General features: G+C 65.2%; 18 protein-coding genes. 8 read left to right on the top strand and 10 right to left on the bottom strand.

Going from position 1 to position 17,933, the window contains the following annotated elements:
• Positions 1-216 precede the first annotated feature (216 nt).
• The 3 genes from K289_RS0110260 to K289_RS0110250 all read left to right on the top strand — a co-directional run bounded on the left by K289_RS0110260 (position 217) and on the right by K289_RS0110250 (position 2,826).
• On the top strand, positions 217-1,719 hold the full coding sequence (locus K289_RS0110260; RefSeq protein WP_027551425.1) for a leucyl aminopeptidase: 1,503 nt from the start codon (positions 217-219) through the stop codon (positions 1,717-1,719).
• Complete coding sequence (locus K289_RS0110255; RefSeq protein WP_027551424.1) at positions 1,716-2,168, top strand: DNA polymerase III subunit chi; 453 nt, start codon at positions 1,716-1,718, stop codon at positions 2,166-2,168. The genes K289_RS0110260 and K289_RS0110255 overlap by 4 nt, the downstream gene beginning before the upstream one ends.
• Before the next feature lie 166 nt (positions 2,169-2,334).
• Positions 2,335-2,826 carry a hypothetical protein gene (locus K289_RS0110250; RefSeq protein ID WP_027551423.1) on the top strand — a complete coding sequence of 164 codons (492 nt, stop codon included), beginning with the start codon at positions 2,335-2,337 and terminating at the stop codon, positions 2,824-2,826.
• A gap of 143 nt (positions 2,827-2,969) precedes the next feature.
• Here K289_RS0110250 and K289_RS0110245 read toward each other — a convergent pair whose 3' ends face one another.
• The 3 genes from K289_RS0110245 to K289_RS0110235 all read right to left on the bottom strand — a co-directional run bounded on the left by K289_RS0110245 (position 2,970) and on the right by K289_RS0110235 (position 5,542).
• The gene (locus K289_RS0110245) at positions 2,970-4,835 is read right to left on the bottom strand and encodes an ABC-F family ATP-binding cassette domain-containing protein (RefSeq protein ID WP_027551422.1); all 1,866 of its coding nucleotides are present in this window, start codon (positions 4,833-4,835) and stop codon (positions 2,970-2,972) included.
• A 50-nt stretch (positions 4,836-4,885) separates the two neighbouring features.
• Positions 4,886-5,068 (bottom strand): hypothetical protein, encoded by a 183-nt coding sequence (locus K289_RS0110240; protein WP_027551421.1) that lies wholly within the window; start codon positions 5,066-5,068, stop codon positions 4,886-4,888.
• A 213-nt stretch (positions 5,069-5,281) separates the two neighbouring features.
• Positions 5,282-5,542 carry a hypothetical protein gene (locus K289_RS0110235; protein WP_027551420.1) on the bottom strand — a complete coding sequence of 87 codons (261 nt, stop codon included), beginning with the start codon at positions 5,540-5,542 and terminating at the stop codon, positions 5,282-5,284.
• 309 nt (positions 5,543-5,851) lie between these two features.
• Here K289_RS0110235 and ndk point away from each other — a divergent pair, with 309 nt between their 5' ends.
• Entirely contained in the window at positions 5,852-6,274 is a 423-nt protein-coding gene (gene ndk, locus K289_RS0110230) for a nucleoside-diphosphate kinase (RefSeq protein WP_027551419.1), read from the top strand.
• A gap of 129 nt (positions 6,275-6,403) precedes the next feature.
• Positions 6,404-7,264 carry a TerC family protein gene (locus K289_RS0110225; RefSeq protein WP_027551418.1) on the top strand — a complete coding sequence of 287 codons (861 nt, stop codon included), beginning with the start codon at positions 6,404-6,406 and terminating at the stop codon, positions 7,262-7,264.
• A gap of 111 nt (positions 7,265-7,375) precedes the next feature.
• Here the strand turns inward: K289_RS0110225 and ppx are convergent, their stop codons facing one another.
• The 4 genes from ppx to K289_RS0110205 form a co-directional block, all read right to left on the bottom strand.
• The gene (gene ppx, locus K289_RS0110220; protein ID WP_027551417.1) at positions 7,376-8,878 is read right to left on the bottom strand and encodes an exopolyphosphatase; all 1,503 of its coding nucleotides are present in this window, start codon (positions 8,876-8,878) and stop codon (positions 7,376-7,378) included.
• Positions 8,879-8,893: 15 nt separating this feature from the next.
• Complete coding sequence (locus K289_RS0110215; RefSeq protein WP_027551416.1) at positions 8,894-11,083, bottom strand: RNA degradosome polyphosphate kinase; 2,190 nt, start codon at positions 11,081-11,083, stop codon at positions 8,894-8,896.
• Between the two features lie 143 nt (positions 11,084-11,226).
• A complete protein-coding gene (locus K289_RS0110210; RefSeq protein ID WP_027551415.1) occupies positions 11,227-11,904 on the bottom strand; it encodes a DnaA ATPase domain-containing protein in 678 nt (225 codons plus the stop codon).
• Positions 11,905-12,004: 100 nt separating this feature from the next.
• Entirely contained in the window at positions 12,005-12,547 is a 543-nt protein-coding gene (locus tag K289_RS0110205; protein ID WP_027551414.1) for a CDP-alcohol phosphatidyltransferase family protein, read from the bottom strand.
• Between the two features lie 153 nt (positions 12,548-12,700).
• Between K289_RS0110205 and purM the strand changes: the two genes are divergently transcribed.
• The gene (gene purM, locus K289_RS0110200) at positions 12,701-13,774 is read left to right on the top strand and encodes a phosphoribosylformylglycinamidine cyclo-ligase (protein ID WP_027551413.1); all 1,074 of its coding nucleotides are present in this window, start codon (positions 12,701-12,703) and stop codon (positions 13,772-13,774) included.
• A 4-nt stretch (positions 13,775-13,778) separates the two neighbouring features.
• A complete protein-coding gene (gene purN, locus K289_RS0110195) occupies positions 13,779-14,456 on the top strand; it encodes a phosphoribosylglycinamide formyltransferase (RefSeq protein ID WP_027551412.1) in 678 nt (225 codons plus the stop codon).
• Here purN and K289_RS0110190 read toward each other — a convergent pair.
• Positions 14,442-15,059: a GNAT family N-acetyltransferase gene (locus K289_RS0110190; protein WP_027551411.1), complete on the bottom strand. Its 618-nt coding sequence runs from the start codon at positions 15,057-15,059 to the stop codon at positions 14,442-14,444. The two genes, purN and K289_RS0110190, sit on opposite strands and share 15 nt — an antisense overlap.
• A 77-nt stretch (positions 15,060-15,136) precedes the next feature.
• The gene (locus K289_RS0110185; protein ID WP_008551638.1) at positions 15,137-15,343 is read right to left on the bottom strand and encodes a cold-shock protein; all 207 of its coding nucleotides are present in this window, start codon (positions 15,341-15,343) and stop codon (positions 15,137-15,139) included.
• A gap of 391 nt (positions 15,344-15,734) precedes the next feature.
• Here K289_RS0110185 and K289_RS0110180 point away from each other — a divergent pair, with 391 nt between their 5' ends.
• Positions 15,735-16,865 carry an autotransporter outer membrane beta-barrel domain-containing protein gene (locus K289_RS0110180; protein ID WP_027551410.1) on the top strand — a complete coding sequence of 377 codons (1,131 nt, stop codon included), beginning with the start codon at positions 15,735-15,737 and terminating at the stop codon, positions 16,863-16,865.
• A 9-nt stretch (positions 16,866-16,874) separates the two neighbouring features.
• Here the strand turns inward: K289_RS0110180 and K289_RS0110175 are convergent, their stop codons facing one another.
• The gene (locus tag K289_RS0110175; RefSeq protein ID WP_027551409.1) at positions 16,875-17,915 is read right to left on the bottom strand and encodes a LysR family transcriptional regulator; all 1,041 of its coding nucleotides are present in this window, start codon (positions 17,913-17,915) and stop codon (positions 16,875-16,877) included.
• Positions 17,916-17,933 lie beyond the last annotated feature (18 nt).

Here is a 17,933-nt window from a genome sequence, read left to right as displayed (position 1 = left end):
ACCATCCCTTTGATCCGTCAACAAAATGGCTGCCCCGTGGCACCGTCAATATATGGTTAATATTTCGCTCGTTGTGGCGTTCGCGCCACGCGGGGTGCTTGGCATCGGCCGGGCCTTTCGCCCATAGTGCGGAAAGTCCAGTGAATCGCGGTTCAGCGCCGGCCTTCGGCCGGGGCCGCTGAGCGGCAAAAGCCCCATGTTTTGGAGGAGTTACCCATGTCCGATGCCATCAAGGTCGGCTTCGTCCCGCTTGCCGCCGCGCCCCGTGGCATCCTGGTCGTGTTCTGCGACGACAGCTTGAAGGTGGGGCCGGCGACCGCCAAGGCGCTCGGCGCCGCCAACGAACTCGTGAAGCGGGCGGCGGCTGCTGCCGCCTTCAAGGGCAAAAGTGGTGCGGCTCTGGACATCCTGGCGCCCGAGGGATTGAAGGCCACCCGCCTGATCGTGATCGGCGCCGGCAAGGCTGAAGCGCTGAAGGCGAGCGATTTCCTCAAATTCGGCGGCGTGGCGGCGAGTAAGCTCCACCCCGGGGGCGGCGCCATGAGCATCATGGCGGAGCTGCCCGATGGCGCCATGACGAGCGAGCAGGCGGTCGCGATCGCCGCGGGTCTGCGGCTGCGCGCCTACAAGTTCGATCGCTACAAGACCAAGAAGAAGGACGGCGAGGAGGGCGGCGCCCTGCACGCCGAGGTCTCGCTTGGAGTTTCCGATGCGGCGGCGGCGAAGAGGGCCTTTGCGTCGGCGGGCCACGTCGTCGACGGCGTGATTCTCGCGCGCGACCTCGTCAACGAGCCACCGAACGTGCTCTTTCCCGAGGAGTTCGCGCGCCGGGCAAGCCAGCTCCGCAAGCTCGGCGTCAAGATCGAGGTGCTCGACGTCAAGGCGATGCAGAAGCTCGGCATGGGCGCGCTGCTCGGCGTCGGCCAGGGTTCGGCGCGGCCGAGCCGCACCGTGATCATGCGCTGGGACGGCGGCAGGAAGGGCACCGCGCCCGTTGCCTTCGTCGGCAAGGGCGTCTGCTTCGACACCGGCGGCATTTCGATCAAGCCGGCCGGCAGCATGGAGGACATGAAGGGCGACATGGGGGGAGCTGCCTGCGTTGTCGGCCTGATGCATGCGCTCGCGGCGCGCAAGGCCAAGGTCAATGCGGTCGGCGCCATCGGCCTCGTCGAGAACATGCCCGATGGCAACGCTCAGCGTCCGGGCGACATCGTCACCTCGATGTCGGGCCAGACCATCGAGATCATCAACACCGACGCGGAGGGCCGTCTCGTGCTCGCCGATGTGCTCTGGTACGTCGCCAAGCGGGTGAAGCCGAAATTCATGGTGGATCTGGCGACGCTCACCGGCGCGATCATGGTCGCGCTCGGCACCGAGCATGCCGGCATGTTCTCCAACAATGACGAACTGGCCGAGCGCCTCCTGACAGCCGGGCTCGAGAGCGGCGAGAAGGTCTGGCGCATGCCGCTCGGCCCCGAATACGACAAGCTGATCGATTCGCAGTTCGCCGACATGAAGAACACCGGCGGCCGCCATGGTGGCTCGATCACGGCGGCGCAGTTCCTCCAGCGCTTCGTCGACGGCACGCCCTGGGCGCATCTCGACATCGCCGGCACCGCGATGGGCGCGCCGAAGACCGACATCAACCAGAGCTGGGGCTCCGGTTACGGTGTGCGGCTGCTCGACCGGCTGGTGGCAGATCACTACGAGAGCAAATGACCGAAGTCCTGTTCTACCATCTGCAAGACATGTCGGTTGAGAACGTCTTGCCGCCGCTTCTTGAGAAGTCGCTGGAACGCGGCTGGCGGGTCGTCGTGCAGTCGACCTCGCCGGAGCGCGCCGATGCTCTGGATGCGCACTTGTGGACCTATCGCGACGATTCCTTTCTGCCTCATGCGACATGGCGCGTGAGCGATGCGGCCGACCAGCCGATCGTGCTGGTGATCGAGGAGGACAATCCGAACAACGCCAATGTTCGCTTCCTGATCGACAACGCCGCGTTGCCGCAGGACGCCCAGGGCTACGAGCGCATGGTCCTCGTGTTCAACGGCGACGATCCTGACGCGCTGGCCCAGGCGCGCAGTGCCTGGACGGATTGCAAGACGCGCGGATTCGAGGTGACCTACTGGCAGGCTGACGAGCGCGGCCGGTGGCAGCGGCGGAATTAGCGGTCGATCGCAATTAATGATAATTTGCACTTTGCGGGCGATGCTGGCTTTGGCCACCTTCGTGCCGCAAAGTGATGTTGGGACAATCGCTTAGGGCTGGTCCTTCACCCGGGGAATTTAGTTTATCGTGCGACATCAAAAGCTTCCAAAGGCGCTCATAGTTGCGTTGGCCGCCGTCGCACCGCTGATCGCGGGCTGCTCGAGCGGAAGCGATGTGTTTTCGAAGGACGCCGAGTGGTTCGCCAGGGCCGGCCGCCTGAGCATCAAGAACATCTCGATCGAATCGCCGCCGCTGACTCCCGACAAGCCGGTGAGGGCCGACGATCTCGTCAGCGCCGAGGGCGCCTGTCCGGGCATGGCCCCTGTTGGCGCGCCGGGCGATGCCAATGCCTCGACCGAGCCATCCGCTCCGTCGGGCGGGACGGTCGCACTCGGCCATACCGAATGCGACGTGGTGCGCGGCATCGGCGCGCCCTCGAACGTCAACATCTCCAATGATGCCGGCGGCCGGCGCGTCGTCGTCGTCACCTGGCTCACAGGGCCGCGCGCCGGCATCTACACCTTCACCTCAGGCCGCCTGTCCTCGATCGAAGCCGGGCCCGAGCAGGCGCCCGCGCCGAAGCCGGTCAAGCCGAAGGCAAAGAAGAAGTCGGCGTAGTCGCGGCCGCTCGTGTCCCGGGCGCGGCGCGGCATGAAATGACGCGACACTGAGCCGGGATTCAGTTCGTAACGACGATGGGCCCCGGCTCAGCAGCGCATCACCGTCGTGCTGCGCTGCGTCCGGGGCACTAGAGCAGCGATCTACCCCACCGCCTCGTCGTATTGCGCGCTCGCCTCGAGCCATTGCTCTTCCGCGCGCGACAGCGCGTCCGCGGCATTGGCGCGTGCCTTGGAGAGTTGCGCGGCCTGCTTGGGGTCGCGGGTGAAGATGTCGGGCAGGGCGAGCGCGGTGTCGATCTTGGCGATGATCTCGCTGACGCGCGCGATCTCGGCCTCGGCCTCTGCGATGCGCTTCTTCAGCGAGCCGCGATTGTCTGATCTCGGGCGCTGCGGCTTTTCGCTCGCGGCGCTGCGCTCGCGCGCCGCTGGCTCGGCGTTGCGCGATGACAGCACCAGGCGGCGATACTCGTCGAGGTCGCCGTCGTAATTGGTCACGGTGCGATCGGCGACGATCCAGAGCCGGTCGGCGCAGGCCTCGATCAGATAGCGGTCGTGCGAGACCATGATGACCGCGCCGGGAAACTCGTTGATGGCTTCGGCGAGCGCGGCGCGGCTGTCGATGTCGAGATGGTTGGTCGGCTCGTCCAGGATGATCATGTTGGGGCCGAAGAACGTCGCAAGGCCGAGCAGGAGCCTTGCCTTCTCGCCGCCCGACAGCTTTCCGGCCTTGGTGTCGGCCGCCTTGCCGGAAAAGCCGAGCGCGCCGGCGCGCGCCCGCACCTTGGCCTCGGGCGCATCGCCGCCCATCAGCTTGCGGACGTGATCGTAGGCGGAGGCGTCCTCGTTCAACTCGTCGAGCTGGTGTTGCGCGAAATAGGCGATCGACAGCTTGTCGGCGCGGGTGACCTTGCCCGAGAACGGCGCGAGGCGGCCAGCTAGCAGCTTGACCAGCGTCGACTTGCCGTTGCCGTTGGCGCCGAGAAGCGCGATGCGGTCGTCATTGTCGATGCGCAAGGTGACGCGGCCCAGCACCGGCGTCGCCGGGTCGTAGCCGACCGAGACGTTGTCGACGGCGATGATCGGCGGCGACTGCATCTTCTCCGGCGCAGGAAAGCTGATCTCGTGTACGTCCTCGGTCACGAGTGCCGTGATCGGCTTCAGCCGTTCGAGCATCTTCACGCGGGACTGCGCCTGGCGTGCCTTCGACGCCTTGGCCTTGAAGCGGTCGACGAAGGCCTGCAGGCGCGCGCGTTCGGCCTCCTGGCGCTTCACCTGCTTGGCATCGAGCAGCTCGCGCGCGGCGCGCTGCTCCTCGAAAGAGGAGTAGGAGCCGCGATAGAGCGTGAGCTTGCCGCGCTCCAGATGCAGGATCTGGTCGACCGAGCTCTCGAGCAGGTCGCGGTCGTGGCTGATCACGATCACCGTGCGCGGATAATGCGCCAGATGGTCCTCCAGCCACAGCGTGCCTTCAAGGTCGAGATAGTTGGTGGGCTCGTCGAGCAGCAGCAGGTCAGGGGCCGCGAACAGGGTCGCGGCCAGCGCGACGCGCATGCGCCAGCCGCCGGAGAACTCCGCGCAGGGGCGCGCCTGATCGGCGGCCGAGAAGCCGAGGCCGGAAAGGATCGCGGCTGCTCGGCTCGGAGCCGAATGCGCGTCGATGTCGACAAGGCGGGTCTGGATCTCGGCGATCCGGTGCGGATCGGTCGCGCTCTCGGCCTCGCGCAGCAGCGCGTCGCGCTCGAGATCGGCCCTGAGCACGACCTCGATCAGGCTTTCCGGTCCGTTTGGCGCCTCCTGCGCGAGGCTGCCGACGCGCCAGCGCGGTGGCAACGTCACCGTTCCATGCTCGGCGGCGAGCTCACCCCGAATCACCTTGAACAGCGTCGACTTGCCGGTGCCATTGCGCCCGACCAGACCCACGCGCGAACCGGGCGTGATCTGCACGGAACTCTGGTCGATCAGGAGGCGTCCGGCGAGCCGGACCGAGAGGTCGGTGATGGAAAGCATGCGGCCTTGTCACCGCAAGGCGGCGTAAACGCAACCCGTTTTTGCGCCCGTCAGTTGTGCGGGCCGCCCTCGCGGTCGCGCTTCTTCAGCTCGTTCAGGAGATGCTCGAGATGCGACGTCAGCCGGGGTTCGGGGCGAAGGCTCTGCTGCAGCCGCTCGCCCACGGCATCGCAAATCGAGCGGCTGGTGCGCCGATCAATCTGTTCGCTGTCATTGGCGAAGCGGCCCGTCATGGCAGAGTTCCGTGTCCAGAGGTCATTTCACGGTACCAAGTCGTTGGCCCCCAAAATGGTTTCGGCAGCTGCGGGGAGTGCTGAGGATTGTAGTAAAAATTGTATTAATGGTCGCAATATCCACCCAAATGCGAAGCCCCGGCGGGGGGACGCGCCGGGGCTTCTCTTGGAGGGTACCTGGGGGATGGTACCCTTGGGAAGGTGCTGTCGGGCTTAGTAGCAGCGGTTGATCAGCCGCCAGCGGGGTCCCCAGGGGGTCGGGACCAGCCGGCGCACATAGCAGCCGCCATAGCCGTAGGAGACGGGGCCGCCGGCATAGAAGCGCGGTGCACCCCAGCCGTAGCCGTAGCCGTGGTGCCAGCCGCCGCCATGCCAGCCCCAGCCGCCATGCCAGTGCGCGGAGGCGGAGGTCGGTGCCAGCGCGGCACCCAGCGCGACCGCGGCGACTGCGGCAAGCGAAAGTTTCCTCAACATGGTGATCTCCTCAAAACTGCCGGCGCGGGCCTGCGCGTCGATGGAAAGGCCGTCGAAACGGTTCGCCTCGGCTGGAGGCTTTGGTTTCGATGGAGGAGAGCCTACGTCAGCGACGCTGAACCGAACCCTGACGGAGCCTGCAGATTGGGTTCATCTGGGTGAAATTGTTGTAATCCATGCCGAAAATATCGGCTTGTCTCCTGCGGCGAAGCGCGCATGGGACCGTTTTGGCGGTCGCTTGCCGTTCGGCGATGGCGCCGATATAAGCCCGGCAACTCCACACCACCCCTTTTCCTCAAGGACAAGATCATGGCGACCGAACGCACTTTCTCGATCATCAAGCCCGACGCGACCGAGCGTAACCTGACCGGCGCGGTCAACGCCGTGATCGAGAAGGCGGGCCTGCGCGTCGTCGCCCAGAAGCGCATCCGCATGACCAAGGGCCAGGCCGAGACCTTCTATGCCGTCCACAAGGCGCGTCCGTTCTTCGGCGAGCTCGTCGACTTCATGACCTCGGGCCCGGTCGTGGTTCAGGTGCTGGAAGGCGAAGGCGCGATCGCCAAATATCGCGAGGTGATGGGTGCGACCGATCCGTCGAAGGCGGCTGACGGCACCATCCGCAAGCTCTACGCCAAGTCGATCGGCGAGAACTCCGTGCACGGTTCCGACGCGCCGGAGACCGCGGTAATCGAGATCGCGCAGTTCTTCTCGGGCAACGAGATCGTCGGCTGATCCGTCAGCCGGCACTGAAGCGCGATGAATGTCATCGCGCTTCAGGTTATTGTTTGAGCATGATCTTTTCGGAAAACCGCTGCACACTTTTCAGGATCATGCTGTATCGACGGGGCGAAAGGACGCATTGTGAACTGGCTCTGGCAGATCTTCGATCCCGCGACGATCGGGGCATTCTTCACCCAGTTCCGCAATGAGATGGCCGAGCCGACCTTCTGGATTGCGGTCGGCAAGATCATCTGGATCAACATCCTGCTCTCCGGCGACAACGCGCTGGTGATTGCGCTTGCCTGCCGCGGCCTGAAGCCGCGGCACCGGCTGTGGGGCATGGTGCTCGGCGCCGGCGCGGCGGTGCTGCTGCGAATCATCTTCACCGGCATCGTCGCGAGCCTGATGGGGCTGCCGTATCTCAAGCTGGTCGGCGGTCTCGCGCTGATCGTGATCGCGGCGAAGCTCCTCGTGCCGGAGGAAGAGGACGAGGAGGGCGTCGAGTCCGCCTCGCATCTCTGGCAGGCCGTGCAGATCGTCGTCGTTGCCGACATCGTGATGAGCCTCGACAACGTCATCGCGGTCGCCGCCGCCGCCAATGGCAGCGTGCCGCTGTTGATCCTCGGCCTTGCCATCAGCGTGCCGCTGATCGTCGCCGGCGCTGCGCTGATCATGGCGCTGCTGGCCAAACTGCCGGTCCTGGTCTGGGCGGGTGCGGCGCTGCTCGGCTGGATCGCCGGCGAGGTGATCGCGACCGATCCCGGCATCGAACCGAATCTGCATACGCTGTTCGACGGCCCGCTCGGCGCCTCGCTGGATTCGATGCTCGCAGCCCTGCGCATCCCGCCGCAATTCGCCCATGGTGGCGGAGGCGGCGAGTATCTCTGCGCCGCGCTCGGCGTCGTCGTTGTGCTGGTCGTCGGCTATATCTGGCGCCGGCGCAGCATGAGCGCGGCTGCGCTCGAATCCTCAGAGCGCCACGCCAAGGCGTCGGCGGAGTAAGCTTTATCGCCTAAAGCGCGATGAGATTGGGATGAATCGTCATCGCGCTTTAGGCTGTTGTTTGAGCATGATCCTTTCGGAAAACCGCTGCGCACTTTTCCGGATCATGCGCTAGCGACGTACGATCGAGCCGGAGCGGCCGATCAGGCGGGCGAGCTGGCGGAAGCGGCCGCCGACGCGATCGGCGACGAGATCGCCGAGCCGGTGCTCGAACACCAGCATCAGCTTGCGACCCTCGCTGCGGAAATGCGTGGCCGGCAGCACGCCGGGCCGCGCCGCCGAGATCAGGTGCGCGACGCGGAATGCCGCACCCAGCAAGCGGGCGCGTTCGAGCTGGGCCGGCGTCAGCAGTTCCTGCATCGTCATCGGCGGCTGGTTTTCCTCGCTGAGGCCCGCGTAGCGGTAGAACACCGAGAGGCCGACGAAGGCGCGCTCCTGGTGATTGATCGCGCCGAAATTGCCGTTGACGACGAGGCTCAGCGTCTGCTCGCCGCGATGGTCGGGATGCACGCGCCAGCCGATATCGGAGAGCAGGCATGCGGTGTGGCGCAGGCGGCGGTCCTCCTCGGTCTCGCGCAACTTCACCACGCGTGCGAGGCGGTCGCTCCAGGTGATTAGCTCGCGGGCGTGGCGGGCCGAGCGCGACAAGAGCTGGTTCAACTCTTCGGCCGCGCAGATCAGGCCGTCCTTGCTGCGCTCGCTCTCGGAGAGCTTCTCGTGCAACAGGCCTTCGCGCACGCCGAAGGTCGAGAACACGATAGTCTTCGGCTGGGCGACGCGGATGATGTGCTCGAGCACGAGCGCCGCATAGGTGAGGAGGGGCCGCCGGGCATCGGCGACGACCTCGATGTCGGCGAGCATGTCGGCGGCCGCAAGGCGCCGCAGCCGGCGCGCAAAGTCGAGGGCTTCGGCGGCAGGAATGGAATAGCCGTGCATCACCTGGAGCGGATAGCCGCTCTGGATGATGTGGATGCGTGCGAGTGCGCGCCAGGTGCCGCCGACCGCGTAGAAGGTGCGACCGCGGCCCGCGATGAGCTGCGGCAGCTCGTCGATCTCCTCGCGCACGATGCGATCGGCGCGCTTGAGCGATTTGTGCGCGAGGTCCTGCAGCGCGAGGCCGCCGAGCGGCAGCGTCACGCCGCTGCGCACGCTGTTGCGGCGCACGTCGATCAATTCGAGCGAGCCGCCGCCGAGGTCGCCGACGATGCCGTCGGGATGATGAATCCCCGAGATCACGCCGAGCGCCGACAGCCGCGCCTCGCGCTGTCCGGACAGGATCTCGATTTTCACGGCGCAGATGCGCTCGGCTTTCGCGATGAAGTCGGGGCCGTTGGAGGCGTCGCGGCAGGCGGCGGTGGCGATCGCAAAGACGCGACCGACCTGCATCACGCGGCACAGCGCGCGAAAGCGCTTGAGCGAGGTCAGCGCCTTGTCGACGGCATCGGGCGCGAGCAGGCCGGTGCTCTGCACCTCGCGTCCGAGGCCGCATAGCGTCTTCTCGTTGAAGATCGGAATGAGGCTGCGCGTCAGCGCCTCGTAGACGACGAGACGGACCGAGTTGGAACCGATGTCGATGACGGCGACGCTCGCGCTGCGCTTGCGCGCCCGTGTCACCACGACAAACTCCGATCAGGATTGATGACGTTCGTTCCGGCGCGTGAGACGGCGCGGCGAGGATTCCTTGAGCGACTTTCCACGGCCAGACAGACTCGGATTTGTCATGAAGTAGTTGTGCACGTTGAAAGGCTCCTCGCCCTTCGCGGCCTTCATACGCGTTGAGGACCCGTCCGGCAACAATTGCCAGCTCTGCTCATTGTCCTTCAAGTTCGCGACCATGATCTGTTCGAGAACCTGCTGATGCACAGTCGGATTTTGCAACGGACACAGCACCTCGACGCGGCGATCGAGGTTGCGCGGCATCATGTCGGCCGAGGAGATATACACAGCCGCCTTGGCGCTCGGCAGGCCCTGGCCCATGCCGAAGCAGTAGATTCGGCCGTGTTCCAGGAAGCGTCCGATGACGGATTTGACGCGGATGTTCTCCGACAGGCCGGGGATGCCGGGCCTGAGGCAGCAGATGCCGCGCACCACGAGCTCGACCTGGACGCCAGCCTGCGAGGCCTCGTAGAGCGCGTCGATGATGTCGGGGTCGACCAGCGCGTTCATCTTCATCCAGACCGCGCCGGGCCGGCCGTGCCGCGCATGCGCGGTCTCGGCCTGGATGTGCTCGATGATGCGTCCGCGCAGCGTCAGCGGCGACACCGCCATCTTTTCCAGATCGCTCGGCGCCGCATAGCCGGTGATGAAGTTGAACACGCGCGCGGCGTCGCGGCCGATGGTCGGATCCGAGGTGAAGTAGGAGAGGTCGGTGTAGATGCGCGCAGTGACCGGATGGTAGTTGCCGGTGCCGGTATGGACATAGGTGGTGAGGATGCCGCCCTCGCGGCGCACCACCATCGAAAGCTTGGCGTGAGTCTTGAGTTCGAGGAAGCCGTAAACGACCTGCACGCCGGCGCGCTCGAGGTCGCGCGCCCAGCGGATATTGGCCTCCTCGTCGAAGCGCGCCTTCAGCTCGATCAGCGCGGTGACGGACTTGCCGGCCTCGGCGGCTTCCGCGAGCGCGCGCACGATCGGCGAGTTGTTGGAGGTGCGATAGAGCGTCTGCTTGATCGCGACGACGTCGGGGTCGCGCGCCGCCTGCTGCAGGAACTGGACCACCACGTCGAAGGATTCGTAGGGGTGGTGGACGATCAGGTCCTTCTGCCGGATCGCGGCAAAGATGTCGCCGCCATGCTCGCGCACACGCTCGGGATGGCGCGGCACGTAAGGGGTGAATTCGAGGTCGGGCCGGTCGAGGCGGGTGAGCTGCGAGAGCTCGTTCATGGCGAGCACGCCATCCACGAGGAAGACCTCGTCGTCGGCGGCGGACAGCGCATGCTGCACGAAGCTGCGCAGCTCCTCCGGTGTCTTGGCATCGATCTCGAGCCGGATCACCGATCCGCGGCGGCGGCGCTTCAGTGCGGTCTCGAACACGCGGACGAGGTCTTCGGCCTCTTCCTCGATTTCCATTTCGGAGTCGCGGATGATGCGGAAGGCGCCCTGGCCGTGAAGATTGTAGCCGGGGAACAGGCGGTTGATGAACAGGGCGGTGGCCTGTTCGAGCGAGATCAGCCGGACCTTGCCGTCACCGGGCATGCGGATGAAGCGGTCGATCTTGCCGGGCATGCGGATCAGCGCGTTCATCTGCTTGCCGTCGGCAGCGCGCGTTAGTTGTAGCGCGATAGTGAAGCCGAGGCTCGGAATGAACGGGAAGGGGTGCGCAGGGTCGATCGCCAGCGGCGTCAGCAGCGGGAACACGTTGTTGAGGAAGTAGTCCTCGAGCCAGATCCGCTCGGATTTGGTGACGTCCTTGCCGTCGACCAGCACGATGCCGACGTCGGCGAGGGTGCCGCGCAGGTCGCGCCAGATCGCCTGCTGGTCGCTGGCAAGCTGGGAGACGGTGCGGTTGATCAGCGCGAGCTGTTCGGACGGCGTCAGGCCGTCGGGGCTGCGCTCGGGAATGCCCTCGCGTACCTGGGCCTTGATGCCGGCGACGCGGACCATAAAGAATTCGTCGAGGTTATTTGCCGAAATCGACAGGAATCGCACCCGCTCCAGCACCGGATGGTGGGCATTGACCGATTCTTCGAGGACGCGGCGATTGAAATGCAGCCAGGAGAGCTCGCGGTTGATGAATCGCTCAGGGCTCGTGGCGATCGCCGGCAGTCCTTCGGCTTCCGGAGCTTTCTCTTTTACTTCAATAGCTTGCGCGGATTCCATCAGAAGTCGGTCCATCTTGTCTCGCCTTACTTTTGCGACTTACGCGCAAAACCGGCGGGAGCATGTGTTAAGGCGATGACGTTTCGATGACATTGATGTTCCGCCGCCCGGCCGCGTCAAGCGGCGTCGGAAGGGCGGCCCGGTCAGGCATCGCGCAGCAGGTCGGCGGCGAGCGCCCGGGTCACGGGCCGGCCGAGCCGCAGCGCCTCGCTGTCCAGCAGCTCTACCGCGCGCCGGGCGGCGGCCGAGGACCGCTCCAGGCGGGTGGCAAGGTAGCTGACCACGCTCTCGTCGACCGTGAGCTGGCGGTCGGCGCAGAACTTTACGATCAGGCCGCGGAACAGCTGGTCGTCCGGCGGCAGCAGCGAGATCGCTGGCACGGCGCGCAGGCGCGAGCGCAGGTCGCGTAGCTCAATGTCGAGCGCGGCCGGAAGTTCGCGTCCGGTGAAGAGGACATAAGCGCCGTCCTCGCGGGCCAGATTCATCAGGTGGAAGAGGGCGCGCTCGTCGAAGGCCCCAACCCTGAGATCCTCAACCACCAGCGCACCCGTCGCCAGTGCCCCCGGCACGGTAGACGCGGTCAGCGCATTGGCCGTGGTCGAGCGGGCACCGGCCTCCTCGGCCCAGATCGCGGCGAGGTGGCTCTTGCCCGATCCTTCCGGGCCGGCCAGCCACATGATCCGGTTCGGCCATTCCGGCCAGCCATCGATCAAGGCGAGACCGGCCGCGTTGGCAGGCCCTTCAAGGAAATTGTCCCGGCTGAGGCTCTCCGCATGCGGAAGCGAAAACGCCAACTGTCGGGGATGAACGCGGCCTGCCACGCTTGCTTTGCTCCATGCCGGGCGTGCCGGCCTCACTTGAAGGGGTCTGACGGATCGAGCGCTGCTCGTTCAACTCGATTTGGCCCATTTGCTGGGCCGCTCATTTTGCCTCGATGGTGCTCATGTGCCGCAGCCACTCGACGAGATAGAGCGACACCGAGGACAGTGTGAAGACCGTTACGAAGCCCATCAGGATAATATCATAGGGTGCCGGCCTGAAGCCGAAGGCGAGGGCGGCCAGCACCAAGGCCGCATAGGCCACCTGGGCCGCGGTGTTGAGCTTGGACACCATCGACGGCTTCATCTCGACCGGCTTGTCGAACAGCCAGGACACGATCACGGCGGCCACGATCATGATGTCGCGCGACACCACCAGGATCACGATCCAGCGCGGGATGTCGCCCCAGATGCCGAGTGCCAGGTAGATCGAGACCAGCAGCGCCTTGTCCGCGAGGGGGTCGAGCAGGGCGCCGAGCTCGCTCCTCATGTTGAAGCGCTTGGCCAGGAAACCGTCGACGGCGTCACTGATGCCGGCGATCAGGAACACCGCGAACGCCACTTCCATTTGGCTCGACACGATGGCCCAGACGATGATCGGGACCAGCATGATACGGCCAAGGGTAATGATGTTCGGGATACTCACGCGGCGCTTCCTGGCACCTTGTCTGACCTCAAATCCGACCCTTTGAAGGCTGAACCGGTTGATATCTACATAGTATAGCCCCGGGCGCCATGCGAGCCATTGCGTGTCCCCGGAATTCGACGTAACCAGCCGCAAACCCACTGGAAATCGGGCATGACCGACCGCAAAAACGGCCTCACTTACGCCGATTCAGGCGTCGACATCGATGCGGGCAACCGCTTGGTCGACCTGATCAAGCCGATGGTGCGCGCCACCGCTCGCCCCGGCGCCGACGCCGAAATCGGCGGTTTCGGCGGCCTGTTCGACCTCAAGGCGGCCGGCTTCAAGGACCCCGTCCTGGTCGCCGCGACGGACGGCGTCGGCACCAAGGTCAAGATCGCGATCGAGACCGGCCTGCATGGCGGGATCGGCATCGACCTCGTCGCCATGAGCGTCAACGATCTCGTGGTGCAGGGCGCCGAGCCGTTGTTCTTCCTCGACTATTTTGCCTGCGGCAAGCTCGACCCGGAGGCCACCGCCGCGATCGTCGCAGGTGTGGCCGAGGGCTGCCGCGAGTCCGGCTGTGCCTTGATCGGCGGCGAGACGGCCGAGATGCCGGGCCTGTACAAGGACGGGGATTACGATCTCGGCGGCTTTGCCGTCGGCGCCGCCGAGCGCGGCACGCTCCTGCCGCGCAAGGACATTGCCGCGGGCGATGCCGTGATTGGCCTTGCGTCCTCCGGCGTCCATTCCAATGGCTTCTCGCTGGTGCGAAAGGTCGTCGAGCAGTCCGGCCTCGGCTTCGAGGCGAAGGCGCCGTTCTCGCCGGTCATGACCCTCGGTGGCGCGCTGCTGACGCCGACGCGGCTCTACGTCAAATCCTGCCTGCGCGCGATCCGCGAGACCGGCGCGGTGAAGGGGCTCGCCCACATCACCGGCGGCGGCTTCACCGACAACATTCCACGCGTGCTGCCAAAACATCTCGGCGTCGGCATTGATCTGACGCGCCTGCCGGTGCTGCCGGTGTTCAAATGGCTGGCCGCGCAGGCCGGCATCGCCGAGCTGGAAATGCTGCGCACCTTCAATTGCGGCATCGGCATGATCGCGATCGTCGAGCCAGACGCGGTGGATAAGGTGACGCAAGTGTTCACCGATGCTGGCGAGACGGTGGCCCAGCTCGGCACCGTGATCCCGGCCGAGGGCGAGCATCGCGTCGTCTATAGCGGCCGCCTCGATCTCGCGCTGTAAACCGATGAAACGCCGCGTCGCCATCCTGATTTCCGGCCGGGGCTCGAACATGGCCGCGCTGATCAAGGCCGCGGCCGCGCCTGATTTCCCGGCTGAGATTTCGCTCGTCATCTCGAACAAGGCCGATGCACCGGGGCTGGAGCGGGCGAAGGCGAGCGGGGTGCCGACGCTGGTGATCGAGAGCAAGCCGTTCGGCAAGGACCGCGCCGGTTTTGAGGCGGTACTGCAGGCCGCGCTCGATCAGCACGGCATCGAGCTGATTTGCCTGGGCGGCTTCATGCGCCTGTTCACGGCCGAATTCACCCAAAGCTGGTACGGACGGATGCTCAACATCCATCCGTCGCTCTTGCCGTCCTTTCCCGGCCTCGATCCGCACGGCCAGGCGCTGCGCGCCGGGGTGAAACTGTCTGGCGCGACAGTGCACTTCGTGATCCCCGCCACCGACGCCGGCCCGATTGTGATGCAGGGCGCGGTTCCCGTCAGCGACCACGACACAGGGGATACGCTCTCGGAGCGCATCCTCGAAGTCGAGCATCGCATCTATCCCGAGGCGCTGCGGCTGCTCGCCACCGGCAAGGTCCGGATCGTCGGCGAGGTCTGCAAGACGGAGGGAAGCGGCGCTTCCGAGAATTTCCTGGTTTCGCCCGTCGTGGCCCGGGCCTCGGACCTAACCGACCGTTAGACGGCCCAACCAGGCGGTGCGAGCCGCGCCGCCATTGGCTTGCAACGGCTGAAAGCTCTGCCGTGCCCAGAATTCCAGTGCGCGCGCGTTGGCGCGATTGACGCCGACATGGACGGCGCGCGCGCATCTCTCGTGCGCGAGCTCAAGCCACGCCTGCAAGAGTCTCGTGCCGAGGCCTTGCTGTTGCAGCCGCGGCAGCAGATTCAGATGTATGTGGGCCGGGTAGTCCTGCGCGATGTTCGTCGGTGTCCGCTCGGGATGATGGATCATGGCGCAACGCCTTTGATCCGCGGTCCAGTCGCCGGGTGCCCCGGTGGGATCGGGATAGCGCCTGCGGAGGTCGGACCACCATTCCCGCTCGAGCCGCGCTTCCCAGTCTTCGGTATCGATCGCGCCGACTGCAAATCCGGCCACTCCGGCTTCGTCTTCGACCACGAGCGCAAGATCGGGCGCGAGGCGTGCATAGGGGGCCGAGTAGATGTGACCCAACAGTCGGTCGTCCTGGTAGAGATGACCTGCGTCGGCTCCCGCGGACCCCGTCGCAAGCGAGATCGCATAGAGCGCGTCGAGGTCAGCGTCCCGGACCGGTCGAATCCTCATCATGCATGCGGCCCAAACAAAATCCCCCGGCAGAGCCGGGGGCAACGTCGTGATCTCTACGCGAGAACAATGCGAAGGGATCAGGAGACCTTGAGATTCTCGGCGGACGATTTGCCGCGGTTCTCCACGAGGTCGTATTCAACCACCTGGTTTTCATTGAGGGTGGAGAGTCCGGCACGCTCGACGGCGGAGATATGGACGAACACGTCCTTGTCGCCGCCGTTCGGCTTGATGAACCCATAGCCCTTGGTCGGGTTGAACCATTTGACGGTGCCCTTTTGCGGCATCGCTAGTCTCCTCCACTAGATATAAAAAAGACGCGGCCACGCTTTTGCGCGTGCCACGCCACAAACGGGCTTCCGGAAGTCTGTTCGAGTCTTGAGTCTCAACGTCACGATACGCACAGCCGAGCGGCCAAATCCGATTGTGCCTGATATTGCAACATGAAAACCGGCCGTTAGCAAGCAACGCGCGATTTTCAAGAGCGACGCGAATATGTCCGGCGGCGATTTATGACCTGTGGCAGCGGAACCACAATCGGAGGCAATCCCCCTTAATCTTCCTTGGGCGAACCCTGCGACCGATTGACCACCCGTGGCAGTTCGGCACAAATCGCGGCACGTAACGCCGCGCGTGTTGCATTTTTGCGCGCCGCCTTTTGCTTCGGGATTTGTTGTCATGTGCTGCGCGTCGCAGCTCTCCGGGACACGGATGATCAGGCTGGATCGGGTCCGCAGGATCGCGGCTGCGATCGCCGCGGCTCTCGCGTTCGTCATGGTGATGTCGGCCGCCACGCCGGGCTTCGCGCAGAGCCCGACACCCCCGCCTCCGGTGCCCACACCGCTGCCGTCACCGACCCCAATTCCGGTGCCGACCGCCACCTCGCTCGATCTCGGATCGAGCTTCCTGGAGCGGCTCGGCAATCAGGCGTCGGGCGGCATCAACCGCGCACTGCGCACCAATCCCGGTGGCGGCGGTGCGTCGGAGAGCACGGAGGATCCGCGCTACCGCACATGGTTCGAAGGCTATGGCATCTCGGTACGGACCGATGCGCAGGGCGATTTCGTCGGCGACAAGCGCAAGACGTTCGGCGGCGTCGCCGGCTTTGGGGCGCGGCTCGCGCCGGGCGTGAACATCGGCTTCTCCGTCGATCAGAGCCATACTGATGTCGACGTCCCGCTGGCGCTGCAATCGGCCACGCTCGACCTGACCCAGTTCGGCGTCAACGGTTCCGTCGACAAGGGGCCGTGGACCTGGGCCTTTGCAGTGGTGCACGGCTCCGGCAAGGTCCACTCCAGCAGGGATACCGGCTTTGGTCTCGCAACCGCGGGCTACCGCGCCACGGTCGACGGCGCGCTGACTGAGATCAGCTACTACTGGACCAAGGACCAGATGCGGATCGTGCCCAAGGGCGCGCTCGAATATGTCCGCGCCACCAGCGCGTCGTTCCAGGAGACCGGTGGACTCGATCCGTTCAATGTCGGCTCGACCACGATCTCGCGTGCGCGCGCCTTGATCGGGGCCGAGATCGGACGCTACTTCATCTTCGACCGGAAGATCCTCGACCTGTCCGCCTACGGCAAGTTCGTCGACAATTTCTATCAGAACCTGGGCTCGGTTCAGGTCAGCCTGGGGACCACGAGCGTCATCGTGCCCGGCATCGGCGAGAGCCGCTACGGCATGGATGCGGGTGCGGCCGCCTCGCTCAGCCTCACCAACACCGCGCGACTCTACATCAACTACGATGCCAAGTTCCGCAACGACCTCCAGTCGCACCAGGGCACGGTCGGCTTCGAGTACAAATGGTGAGGCGCGAGCTCACCTCGGTGTCGCCGCGACATAACCGCTGAGACCAAATCCTTCGCGTGCTGCCGCCATCATCGGAACCAGTGCGTTCGGATGGATGAACTCGTCGCGGAAGCAGGGGTAGGCCTTGGGGTCAAAAATCTTCTTCAGCCAGTCGACCACGATCTTGTGCCGCTCCGACGTGCGGAACTCCTTGTGATAGGTGAGCCAGAGATCGGCGTGGTGACTGACGCCGAGATCGACGGCGATGAGCGGTGCACCGAGCGCGATCGAGACCGTCGGCAGGAAGCCGATGCCGGCGCCGCGCTCCACCGCATAGAGCACGCCGACCGAGGAGTTGGTTTTGATGCCGACGATGCCCTCCAGCGATTTCAGTCCGAGCACGCGGGCATAGGCGCCGTCGTCGACCTGCGGCGCGCTCTGCTTGATGATGCGGTGGTTGTTCAATTCGGCGAGCGTCGCCGGTACGCCGTAGAGACTCTCATAGTCCTTCGAAACGAAGGGATAGATGTGCAGCCGGCCGAGCTTGGTGACGATCAGGTCGGGATTGGTCGGCGGCTCGAGCTGGATTGCGATGTCGGATTCCAGGCGCGCGACGTCGGTCTGTTCCATCGCGCAGCGTAGATCGACGGTGATCTTGCGATAGGTCTTCTGGAAATCGATCAGCCGCGGCAGGATCCAGAAATTCCCGGGACCTTCAGTCACCGCGACGCGCACGGTGCCGGCCGTGTCGTTCGACGAACGCGAGGCGCGGCGGAATACGTTGAAGGCGTGACGTTCCATATGAGCGACGTCGGCAATCATCGCGGTGCCTTCGTCGCTGAGCGTGAGCCCGCTCTGGTCGCGCAGGAACAGCTTGCAGCCGATGCTCTCTTCGAGCCGATCGATCCTGCGCATCAGCGTCGTCGATGTCATGCCGAGTTCCTCGGCCGCGTTGCGAAAACTTTTAAATTTCGCGCACGCTAAAAACAGCTTCAAATCGTCCCAGGACGCATCCAGGGCTTCTTCACGGTGCTGCATCATCGCAGCACCCCGGTGCAATAGTTGCTGCATACTCCTGATCCCCAACCG

Source organism: Bradyrhizobium sp. Cp5.3 (genome assembly GCF_000426265.1).
In the GTDB taxonomy this organism is placed as follows: Bacteria; Pseudomonadota; Alphaproteobacteria; order Rhizobiales; family Xanthobacteraceae; genus Bradyrhizobium; species Bradyrhizobium neotropicale.
The sequence above is the reverse complement of the archived record's forward strand: the minus strand, read 5'-3'. Positions and strand labels throughout refer to the sequence as shown.